The sequence below is a fragment of the Streptomyces sp. NPDC001493 genome, assembly GCF_053597235.1.
The window spans coordinates 1-11,072 of sequence record NZ_JBSFHV010000055.1; the positions used below are offsets into that span (position 1 = coordinate 1).

Annotated in this window: 7 protein-coding genes; 3 read left to right on the plus strand and 4 right to left on the minus strand. The window is 70.9% G+C overall.

Features of this window, described 5'->3' with window-relative positions:
• Positions 1-178 precede the first annotated feature (178 nt).
• The 3 genes from ACWCWD_RS36840 to ACWCWD_RS36850 all read right to left on the minus strand — a co-directional run bounded on the left by ACWCWD_RS36840 (position 179) and on the right by ACWCWD_RS36850 (position 3,443).
• Positions 179-2,350, minus strand: a complete 2,172-nt coding sequence (locus ACWCWD_RS36840) for a TerD family protein (protein ID WP_450779987.1) — start codon at positions 2,348-2,350, stop codon at positions 179-181.
• Positions 2,351-2,558: 208 nt separating this feature from the next.
• The gene (locus tag ACWCWD_RS36845) at positions 2,559-2,927 is read right to left on the minus strand and encodes an SUKH-4 family immunity protein (RefSeq protein WP_450779997.1); all 369 of its coding nucleotides are present in this window, start codon (positions 2,925-2,927) and stop codon (positions 2,559-2,561) included.
• Positions 2,928-2,990: 63 nt separating this feature from the next.
• Positions 2,991-3,443, minus strand: coding sequence for a nuclear transport factor 2 family protein (locus tag ACWCWD_RS36850; RefSeq protein ID WP_450779989.1), 453 nt, complete (start codon positions 3,441-3,443; stop codon positions 2,991-2,993).
• 243 nt (positions 3,444-3,686) lie between these two features.
• Between ACWCWD_RS36850 and ACWCWD_RS36855 the strand changes: the two genes are divergently transcribed.
• Entirely contained in the window at positions 3,687-6,767 is a 3,081-nt protein-coding gene (locus ACWCWD_RS36855; RefSeq protein ID WP_450779999.1) for an AfsR/SARP family transcriptional regulator, read from the plus strand.
• 225 nt (positions 6,768-6,992) lie between these two features.
• On the opposite strand, the gene ACWCWD_RS36860 is transcribed toward ACWCWD_RS36855, so the two are convergent.
• Complete coding sequence (locus ACWCWD_RS36860; RefSeq protein WP_450779991.1) at positions 6,993-7,199, minus strand: hypothetical protein; 207 nt, start codon at positions 7,197-7,199, stop codon at positions 6,993-6,995.
• A gap of 347 nt (positions 7,200-7,546) precedes the next feature.
• Between ACWCWD_RS36860 and ACWCWD_RS36865 the strand changes: the two genes are divergently transcribed.
• Both ACWCWD_RS36865 and ACWCWD_RS36870 read left to right on the plus strand, forming a co-directional pair.
• A complete protein-coding gene (locus tag ACWCWD_RS36865; RefSeq protein ID WP_450779993.1) occupies positions 7,547-8,881 on the plus strand; it encodes a helix-turn-helix domain-containing protein in 1,335 nt (444 codons plus the stop codon).
• A 221-nt stretch (positions 8,882-9,102) separates the two neighbouring features.
• On the plus strand, positions 9,103-11,072 hold a 1,970-nt coding region (locus ACWCWD_RS36870), incomplete at its 3' end, for a condensation domain-containing protein (RefSeq protein ID WP_450779995.1).

Consider the following 11,072-nt stretch of genomic DNA (forward strand, 5'->3'; position numbering starts at 1 on the left):
CCTCCATGTACTGCCCGACATCGCGTTACTTACGGTAACAGCAGTCTGTTACCGGCAAGTAGCCGCTGTCAACCGCCCCTGGACCGGCATCGAGGGCGAGGAAAGCGAAGGAGCTCGTTTCAGGAAAGGAATGGAGAAGGAAGCCCCTTCATGGCCTCGCCACGTCTCACGCTAACACTCAGCCCGGGATCAGGTCGCGCAGATTTTCGAGCGTGATGACCTGGGAATCCGGGTGCAGCCCTTCGGGGCGTTCGAGGCCGATGTACATCACGGGTCCGTCCGGGACCGGCCCGCCGTCCCACAGGTCCAGGGCCGTGGTGCCGCCGGACATCAAGTCGATCAGGTACCCCACCGTCAGCTGCTCGCGCTCCACGAGGGCGCGTACCACCTTCGACACCGATACCTGATTCTCCTCGACCCGGTTGGCCGAGGAGATGCCCTTCAGATACAGGTGCAGCCACTTCGCGCGCCACCGGCCGTCGTCCCCCCGACGGAACACCAGCGGCAGCGCCACGCGGCCCGCTCCGCGCAGCTCCGACTTCATCCGCACCGTACGCGGCTCGAACGGCCGGCCCTTCTGCTCACCGTCGCGCAGCATGAACCCGAAGAACGACTCCTCGACCTCCTCGAAGCCCTCGCCCGCGTAGATGTTGACCTGCGGAACGATGAACGAGCTGCGCACCCGGTCCAGGGACAGGTTGATGAACTCCGAAGCCCCCTCGGGCGCCGTGGTGACATCGCCGGAATGCTCGCCCCCGGCTGCCTTGAGGGACGTGTAGGAGAGCCAGGAGTCGGTGCTGTAGTCGGAGTGGAGAAGCAGCGCGGAGAGGTCGTAGTCGGTCCGTTTCTCACTCTCCTTCCAGTAAACGAAGAAGCGCAGTTGTTCGCCGTCGACCGCCGAGACCGAACCTCGCGGCAGTACCCCGAGCCCGGACGCGGTCGCCCTGCCGCTGAGCGGGAGCGCCACGTCCAGGACCTCGGGGTCGATCAGCAGCCGGTCCGGGACCGGGAGCCGCCGGCGCATCTCGGCATCGAGGGCGGAGATCAGCCGGTCGCGGTCGGCACCCGGTACCGGCGGCCGGACGTCGGGGGTCACCCAGGCCCGGCCCCGCCGGTTGACGAAGATGCGGGGTTCGTCGGTCTCCCGCTCCCGGTTGTGGAGGTGCTCGCGCGCCGAGAGCACGACCCGGCCGGAGACGCCGGGAGCGGCCTGCACGGCGGCGGCCACCACAGCGTCCCGTTCGTCCTGGTCCGCCGCCATGCGCAGCAGAAGGTCCAGGGCGCGGAACAGCTTGCCGGGAGCGGACTTCAGCAGGTGCACCGCACCGAGGACGTCGAACTCGTCCAGCAACTTCTCGACACGGCCCTCGAAGGACCGCGCCTCCTTCTCGCCCCGTGCGACGGCGAACACGTCGGCGGCATGCGGCCACCGCGGGTACTCGTGCGGGTGGAGTCGCTCGCCGAGCCGCTTGAAGGGTTCGCGATGCGCGTGCACGTCGGCGAGCTTCGCGGGACTCGCCGCGACCACGGTGTCGAGGCCCGCGAGCAGCGCACGGCGGACCGGCCGCGACAGCGCCCGGAACCGGGTCGGTTCCTGGAGCGTCACGTCGCCGCCCGACAGGGCGCAGGCCAGCCGCAGTACATCGGTGACGGTGTCGAGGAGAAGGTCCGCTCCGACGCCGAGGCGGGCCTCGTTGACGACCGCCCTGTTCTCCCGTACCGGGATCGACTCCGGCTGGGGTCCCTGCGCGCACCGCTCGGCGAGGGCCTTGAGGTCGCGCAGGTCGTCCTCGCCCAGCGGAGTCGTGCTGCCCGCCAAGGCCAGGTACAGATCGGTGACTTCGTCGTCCAGGTCCCGCCCGAGATGCAGGACGGTCACCCGGTCGCCCGCGGAGGCGATCAGCGCGTCCTGCGCCGCGAGCATCTCCTCGTACGTGTGCTGGTACCGGCCGTACGCGGGAAGGCTGAGCAGGTTCAGCACCCCCTGGGCCAGCTGCGTCAGCACGTTCTGGCGCGACGTGTCGTCGCCGAGCGCCTGCGCCACGCACCGCATCCAGAACTCTTCCGTGTCGGGCACGTTCGCCGGAAAGTCAATGAAGTACGCGTTGTGCCGGACGTGGTCGCCCACCATCCGGCTCACGGTGTGCAGCGTCCGCTTCGCCGTGTGCACGACCGCCGCCTCGGACAGCCCCGACAGCCGCTCGAACAGCTCGGGCGAGAGCTTGAAGCCCACTGATGCCAGAGCCGCGTCGAGCTGTCGGGCGGCGGCCGCTCCTTCGCCGGCGGAACCCTTGGGAGAGGAGAGACGATGGGTGTGTCGGACGACCAGCGATTCGAGGCTGTGTAGCATTCGCAAAGGATCGCAGAGGTGTACGAGCGGACGCACAGGAGTTTTTGCCGCACCGGCCGAACCAAGGCACACGCGGTCGGGAGAAAGGCCCGGACTTCCCGACGCGGATGGGTTGGCGGGTGACGCTCGGAAGCGGTCATGAGGAGCTCGGCCGCGGCCCGTTCAGGACCACAGGCCCGCTTCCATGCCGCCCATCACCGCGGCCCGTTCAGGACCACAGGCCCGCCTCCATGTCGTCCATCACCGCAGGCCAGACACTGCGGTTGGCGAAGGGCAGCGGACCTCGTTCGGAAACCGTCGCGCGGATGTCCGCCGGAGACCGGGCCAGTCGCTCGGATTCGCCCTCCTCGTCCTCCTCGTCGTCGCTCCATTCGAATTCCTTCAGGAGCCGGTGCAAGGCGAAGGTGAGACAAAAGAGGGAGGACATGTCCGCGTGCAGTTCCCGCACTGGACCACCGTTCTCGGAGAATCCGTGGATCAATCCGGTCCCCGGGTCAGGAGCCAGGTGGGTCTGCGGAATCCAGCCGAAGACCATCCACGCTCCGCACCCGGGCGGGGCCTCGTCACCAACCGGGATGCCGCCTCACACGACGAACCGGGGTGTCAGGGAATGGACCTGTCACCGGTCCGGGCGAGGCCGTCAGCGGGACGGCGGCGGGAACCCGGCCGTTCTCCACGGCTTCGCCCCGGTGCCTCCCGGCTCCGCGTGGTAGTAGCGCGTACAGGACTCGACCATGCCGTCGCCGGCGATTCGGAAGAAGTCCACGAAGCGCAGACCGATGTCCTCCTTGCCGGGGGTGATGCGGCGGCCCGCTGCGACGATGCTCCTGTCCCGGGCGACGACGCGGTCGATCTCGTGACGGGTGTCGCACCCGTTGTGGTCGCGGTGGGCGCGCAGGACGGCGGTCCGTCCGCGGACCATGGGGACACCGGGCAGTTCCAGCTCGACGTGGTCGTGCAGCAAGGATGCGCACGCGTCGAGGTCACCGGCGTCGAGGTAGTCGTACACGAGGCGGACGTGGTCGGTACCGGCTGCGGTGACCAGGTCGACCACCGAATCGGGGGCTGCGCTCGTCCAGACGTCGGCGTGCATGGGACGCCTCCTTTCTCCTCCGCCAGGCACTCTTCCGCAGTGCGCCAACCTTCGCCTATCGCGCCGCTATTCGCCGAGTGATCGCAATCGGCGCGAGGAAGGATGGACAGACCGTGACGGTTGTGGAACCTTTGGGAAAGTTGATCCCGAGTTCAAGTCGCTTACGAGGTCGGAGGCTCGGTGACCGAGGGCACGCCGCATACGGTCGAGCATGTCCCCGGCGCGTCGCGGCCGCCCTTCCAGTTGCTGGGTCCGCTCCAGGTGCGGGGCAAGGACGGGCCGCTACGGGTTCCACCGGGGCGGCAGGAGGTGATCCTGGCCGCGTTGTTGCTGGAGGCGAACCGGGTCGTCGGCACCAGCTATCTGGTGGATCTCATCTGGGAGGACAACCCTCCGGAGACCGCGCGCACCCAGGTGCAGATATGCGTGTCCCGGCTGCGGAAACTGCTGGCCGGAGCGGACAGCACGGTCTCGATCTCGACCCGGCCGCCTGGTTACGTCCTCCAGGTCGACACCGGGGACGTCGACTCGCTGCTGTTCACCGGCCTGGTCGCGATGGCCCGACGGCATCGTGACGAGGGCGAGCCGGAGAAGGCGGTCACGCTGCTGAAGTCGGCGGTGGCCCTCGGCCAAGGCGATTCGCTGACCGGGCTCGCGAGCGGACCGCTCGCCAACAAGGCCCGCAAGCTCGACGAGGAACGGCTGAGCGCCGTCGAACTGCGTTTGCAGATCGAATTGGAGCTGGGACGGCACGACCGGCTCGTGGGCGAGCTCCAACTGCTCGTCCACGAGAACCCGTTGCGCGAGCGCCTGCGCGAGCAGCTGATGTGTGCCCTGTACTGGTCGGGGCGCCAGGCGGAGGCACTGGAGACGTACCGCGCGGGGCGCAGGATCCTCGACCAGGAACTGGGGCTGGCGCCGGGCAGGGAGCTGCGGCGGCTGGAGTCGGCGATCCTCGCGGGTGAACTGCCTCCGCCCGCACGGGCGATACGGTCCGGCGAAGAGGCGGCCGGGAGCCGTCCGGGTCCGGCACCGGCCTCCGCGGCCGGGGCTGGGGAGGCCGGAAGCCCAGCAGGGTCCGGCAGACCCGGGCCGCACGGCGGTGACGAGTACGCCGCGGGCCGGAGCGGTGCCGGCGAGCCGCTCCACGTCACCGTCCGGGACGACTCTCCCGATCCCGCCGAACCGCAGCCGCACGACGCCCGTCCCCAGCAACTCCCCGCCTCGACGTCCGACTTCGTCGCCGACGAGGCTCAGATCACCGCTCTGGAGCAGGCCTTGGCCAGTGACCGGGGCCGCAAGGCGGTAGGACTCGCCGTGATCACCGGCAAGCCCGGCACCGGCAAGTCCACGCTCGCCGTGAACGTCGCGCACCGGCTCGCCGAATCGGGGTTCCCCGACGGTCAGCTCTACTGCGACCTGCGCGGCACCGGCACACCGGCCACCGCCCTTGAGGTGCTGGGCCGCTTCCTGCGGGCGCTGGGCATCCCCGGTCAGCTCATCCCGGACTCGCTGGACGAGCGGGCGGAGATGTACCGGACCCGGCTCGCCTCGCGCCGCCTTCTGGTGGTCCTGGACGACGCGGCCACCGAGAGCCAGGTGCAACCGCTGCTGCCCGGCAGCCGCGACTGCGCCGTCCTCGTCACCAGCCGGGCCAGGCTGACGGCGCTGCCGGGCGCGCACCGCGTGGAGCTGGACGTCCTGGACGAGGACCGCGCACTGAGACTGCTGGCCGCCATCATCGGGCCGGAGAGGGTCGAGGGCGAGGCGGCATCCGCCAAGGCTCTGGTCCGTACCGTCGGACGGCTGCCGCTGGCCCTGCGGATCGCGGCGGCCCGGCTCGCCGCCCGCCCGCACTGGACGCTCGCCTCGATGGTGCTCAGGCTGGCCGACGAACGGCACCGCCTGGACGAACTGGCCCACGGCGAGATGACGATGCGGGCCAGCCTCTCGCTCACGTACAACGGCCTGGCGCCGCAGGACCGCGGGCTGCTGCGGATGCTGAGCATGTCCCGGACGCCGACGCTGCCCAGCTGGCTGGCCGGCGCTCTGCTGGAGGACGACCGCCCCGTACCGTCGGACCTGATGGAACCACTGGTGGACATGCAGATGCTGGACGTCGTCGGTGTGGAGCGCACCGGCGGCTACCGGTACCAGTTCCACGAGATCATCCGGGTCTACGCCCGCGAGCAACTGGCCCTGCACGACGCCCCGGAGACACAGCGGGCCGCGCTCACCCGCATGGCGGGCGGTTGGATGTATCTCGCGCAGGAGGCCCATCGCAGGGTCTACGGCGGTGACTTCACCGTGCTGCACGGCGATGCTCCGCGCTGGGTACCGCCCGCGTCCTGCACCAAGGAGTTGCTCGCCGACCCGCTGGCCTGGTTCGACGCGGAGCAGGCAGCCCTCTGCGGGATGGTGGAGCACGCCGCCGACGAGGGCCTGCACGACGTCAGCTGGAACCTGGCGACGACCCTGGTCACCCTGTTCGAAGTTCGAGGTCATTACGACCTGTGGGAGCAGACCCACGTGCGGGCGCTGGCGGCCGTCCGCAAGGCCGGCAATCTGCGGGGAACCGCCGCCGTCCGCGCCTCGCTCGGCTCGTTGTACCTGAGCCGCAACGAGTTCGGTATGGCACGCCAGGCGCTGGGTTCGGCTCTCGACGTCTTCCAGGCATTGGACGAACCGCAGGGCGAGGCGCTGTGCCGCCGTGACATGGCCCTCATCGCGCGGACGAACGGCGAGGACGACACCGCCCTCGATCTGTACGAACGGGCCCTGGCCGACTTCGACCGTGCCGGAGACGTGGTGGGACGGGCGATCGTGCTCACACAGAGCGCCCACATCCGGATGCGCCGGGGTGACAAGGCCGCGGCCCAGGCGCAGTTGGACGAGGCCCTGGAGATCTACGACGGGGTCGGCTATGTGGGAGGCAGGGCACGGACCCTGCGCAGGGTGGGACAGCTGCTGCTGGAGCGCGGTGAGTTCGACCTCGCGGTGCTGACGTTCACAGAGGTCCTGGAGCTGTGCCGGGACTCCGGCGACGTGATCGGCGAAGGACATCTGCTGCGCGATCTGGGCCAGGCCTTCGTACTGATGGGGCGGCCCGACCGGGCTAGGTACTTCTTCGACCGGGCCGTCGCGGCCCGGGAGCAGATCATGGACTTCAACGGCGGGGCTCTGGCACGGCTGGATCTGGCACGGCTGCTGGAGGACGAACCGGTGCGTCGCCGGGAGCTGCTGTCCCCTGCGTTGGGAGTGTTCAGGGACCGGGGAATGACGCGGGAACTGGCGGAGACGCGGCAGCTGCTCGGCGCCGGCTGAGCCGGGCGGGCGCGGAGGCGTCACTGGTACAGCCGTTCGACACCGGCTCGGGATTCACGGGCGTGGGCGGAGTCGGCAGGAGCCGGGGCTGTCCGGGGCCGAGGTCCGCCGGCGCGGAGGCCGGGGTCGGAGTCGGGGTCGGGTCCGGCCGGAGCCGGGGCCGGGAATTCGGCGGGCGCGGATCGCGCTCCGGGCCTGGAACCCGGGAGCGGGCGCCCCGGCCCGTCAGTCCCAGGGGTTGTTGTCCGTGGAGCTGGACGGGGTGGGGGTGGGAGTGGCCGCGGTCGAGGTCGAGGTCTCGGTCGACCGGGTGCCGGTGCCGGACGTGTCGTCGGCCCAGCCCACCTGGACACCGATTCCGGTGACGACGACGACCGCGACGGTGGCGAAAGCGGTGCGGAGGGCGTTGCGGGCGGTGGTGTTCTTCGACATCGGACTGTCCTCTCGTCGGTGTTCCGTTTCCTTCTGAGCACCAAGTTAGGAATGACCGGATTCACCGCACCGGTCCCGGTCCTATCGCCCCGTTATCACGGTCCTCCGCCCCCTATCACCTGAGGCGCGTGCAGGTCCCGGCAGGGCCCGGCGGCTTCTCGTACGCGCCTCGCCGCTATCTCGGTGCGGGCCCGGCGGGCCGCGGACCCTTTGGTCCCGCGATGCTCCCCGGATAGGGCGCGTGTGGAGGATTCCGGCAGAAGCAAGGCACGACAGCCGTCCCGCACAGCGCCCCGGCCCGCAGCCGCTTCCGGGGTCGGCTCTCCCCGACGAGCAGGAGTCCTTTCATGACGCTCACCCTCCCCCAGCAGGACAGCCCGGCGACCACCGCCCCGCTCGGTTCCCTGATACGCCGGCACCGCCTCCGCATCGGGCTGACGCAGCGAGAGCTGGCGGACCTCTCCACCATCAGCGTGCGCGCCATCCGGGACCTGGAGAAGGGGAAGGCCCAGCGGCCGAGAACGGAGACGGTGCGTCTGATCGCCGACGCGCTGAGACTCGGCCCGCGGTCGCGTACGGAGCTGGAGGCTGCGGCCAGAGGGGGCTCACGGGCGGGCGACGCCGTCCGGCGTCTGTCCGTGGAGCGGGCGGCGCCGCCCGTACCGCTGTACCCGCAGGTTGGCCGGGAGGCGGAGACCGGCGTGGTCGTGGAGGAGTTGGGGTCGGGCGCCGAACGGCTGGTCACCGTGGTCGGACTGAGTGGCGTCGGCAAGACCCGGCTCGCCCTGGAGGCGGCTGCCCGCCTGCACGATGCCGGCCTGCCCGTGCTGTGGCACTCCGGTGACGGGGCCGCCGCCGACTGCCTCGGGGCCGGCGACGACCCGCTCCCCCGGCTGGCCGACGCGTGCGCGCGTTTCCTGGGTGGCGGCGGAGAAGCCGGGAACCCGCTGACCGAGCTGGCGGATGTCGTGGAGGCCATCGGCGGACAGGGCACCGTGCTCGTCCTCGACGGCGTCGACACCGGCGCCCTCGACTTCGGCCGGTTGAGCCGTCTGCTGCGGGAGTTCCCCGGCCTGCGGCTGCTGATCACCGGAGAGCGGCCGTGGAACGTACCCGGTGAACGCCTCTTCCTGCTCTCCCCGCTGGAGGCGCCCGCGCCCGCCGCCGGGTCCATGGACGCGGCGGCCGTCCGGTTCTTCCTCAGCCAGCTCCGCCGGGTGCGCCCCGACATCGTGCCGGACGAGCAGGCGCTCGCCGATGTCGCCTGGATCTGCCACCGCCTCGACGGCCATCCGGCAGCGCTCGAGGCCGCCGCCTCCTGGCTCGCCGTGTGCGATCTGTCCACCCTGCGCGACATCGTCGAATCGGACCCGGCCCCGCTCTTCGACCACCTCGCCGGGGACCCGCACGGCTCCCGCCTCCAGGAGCGGGTAGGTCGCACCCTTGCCGCGCTGCCCGACCCGTACCGGACGCTCGTCGGCGACCTGTGCCGCGCGGCGGACGGGGAGTTCCTGCTCCAGGACGTCGTACGGCTCACCGGACGCACGCTGCCCGAGTGCGGCCGGCTGATCCGTGAACTGCTGGTCAACGGCGTGATCCGGTCCAGCGCGGACAGCGGGCGGCCGGGGTTCCGCGTCCTGTGCGTGGTACGCGCGTCGGCCGATGCCACGGCTGCCGTCTGACTGCCGCCGCCCCGCCGAACTGCTGGCCCTACCGCCGGAGCAACTGCCGCTCCGCACCCTGCTCCGGCAGTTGTATGGCTTTACCGCTCCGGCGCGGACGGACAGGCCGAGGACGGCCGGTCCGGCCTCTTCTTCCCGGGCCGTCGCCCGCACCGCTCACGTTCCCGGCTCCGCACACCCAGGACCCGCTCGTCCCCACCGCGACCCATACAGGAGATCCCATGCCGTCCGACGCGACCGTCGCACCCGCTCCGGCCGTCCTCCGGCTGCCGCTCTCGGAAGCCCAGCGTGACATCTGGACGGCCCACGCGCTGGACCGCACCGGCCTGAAGTACAACGTCGGCGAGTGCCGGGACATCCTCGGCCCGGTCGACCCGGAGCTGATGGGGACCGCCTGGCGCCGCCTCGTGGAGGAAGCGGACGTCATGCGCACCCTCCGCTTCGAGGACGACGGCGAATCCGTGTGGCAGCTGATCGACGCCGAACCGGGAGCCCGCACCCTCCCGTTCACCGACGTGAGCGCCGAGGACGACCCGGAGCAGGCGGCCTGGAGCCTGGTGGACGCGGCGATCGGCGCCCCCTTCGACCTGACCCGCGAGTCCCCGGTCCGCTGCGCGCTGATCAAGCTGGCGGAGGACCGGTACTTCTACTTCTACGGTTTCCACCACCTGCTGGTCGACGGCGTGAGCGTTTCGATGCTGCTGAAGCGGCTGGTCGAGCTGTACGAGAAGGCGGTCGCCGGCGAGCCGTGGGACGATTCCCCGTTCGGCCGGCTGGCCGACCTGCACGCCGAGGACGCCGCTTGGCGGAGCTCGGCGGAGGCGGCCGCCGAACGGGCGGCCTGGCACGAGCACTTGGCCGGAGCGCAGGAGACGCCGGACAGCCTGGTACGGGGCACCGGCCGCGCGGTTCCGGCCCGAGGCGCACTGCCTTTCGCCCGGCGCACGGTCCTGGTACCGGCGGCGGAGGCGGACCGGCTGCGGACGGTCGCACGCGCCGAGCGGGTCTCCTGGCCGGTCCTGGTGATCGCCCTGTTCACGGTGTACCTGCACCGGGTCACACCCCAGGACGAGCTGATGCTCGCACTGCCGGTGACGGGCCGTACCACGAAGGCCGCCCGCAGTACGCCCGGCATGACCTCCAACGTCGTACCGTTGCGGCTGCGGGTGAACGCCGAGGAGACCCTCCGCACGCTGGTGCGGAGCGTGTCCGCCGAGGTCAAGCACGGCCTGCGCCACCAGTTGACGCGTTACGAGGGCCTTCGGCGGGATGCCCGGGTCCTCACCGGATCCCGCAGGCCGACCGGGCCGGTGCTCAACATCATGGGCTTCAACGCCGACATGACGGTGTGCGGCCACCCCACGGTCAACCACAACGTGAGCAACGGCCCGGTGGACGATCTCAGTGTCGCGGTGTACGACCTGGGCGCGTCGGACGGTCTGCGGATCGACTTCGACACCCCGGCCGACGGCGTCGACGCGGACGCCGTCGCCGCCCACCAGGACCGCTTCGTCACCTTCCTCGCAACCGCCCTCGCTCCGGCCGAGGGGCGGGGTGAGCCGGCCGATCGCAGGGTCGCCGAGTTGGAGGTGCTGTCGGGGGCCGAGCGGGAGCTGTTGCTCGGTTCGTGGGCCGGGCCCGTGACCGACCGGGACGACGTCTCACTCGTGGAACGGTTCGAGGCACAGGTCACCCGCGCACCGGAGGCCGTCGCGCTGATCGACGGCGACCGGCGGATCACCTACGGAGAACTGAACGCATCCGCCAACCGCTGGGCCCACCACCTGCGTTCACAGGGACTCGGCCGCGGCGACCTCGCCGGCATCCTCCTGGAGCGCGACGCCACCTTCGCCACCGCACTGATCGCCGTCCTCAAAACCGGCGCCGGCCACGTACTCCTCGACCCCGACTTCCCCGACGAACGACTCCACACCGCCGCCACCGAAGCCGGCATCACCCACCTCGTCACCCGCACCGGACTCACCGACCGCCTCAGAGGCACCTGGACCACCACCGTCGAAGGACCGGACGACGTCCTCGACCACTCCCCGGACAACCCCGGCCTGCCCATCCAGGGCGACGACCTCGCCTGCGTGATGTTCACCTCCGGCTCCACCGGACGCCCCAAGGGCATCCTCTCCTCCCACCGCAACCTCGTCTCCACCCTCGTCGGACAGACCTACCTCCCCAC

Excerpts from the sequence above, each read along its gene's own strand:
- ACWCWD_RS36860 (WP_450779991.1), bottom strand. The coding sequence starts at position 7,199 with ATGTCGAAGAACACCACCGCCCGCAACGCCCTCCGCACCGCTTTCGCC.
- ACWCWD_RS36865 (WP_450779993.1), top strand. The coding sequence starts at position 7,547 with ATGACGCTCACCCTCCCCCAGCAGGACAGCCCGGCGACCACCGCCCCG.
- ACWCWD_RS36840 (WP_450779987.1), bottom strand. The coding sequence starts at position 2,350 with ATGCTACACAGCCTCGAATCGCTGGTCGTCCGACACACCCATCGTCTC.
- ACWCWD_RS36850 (WP_450779989.1), bottom strand. The coding sequence starts at position 3,443 with ATGCACGCCGACGTCTGGACGAGCGCAGCCCCCGATTCGGTGGTCGAC.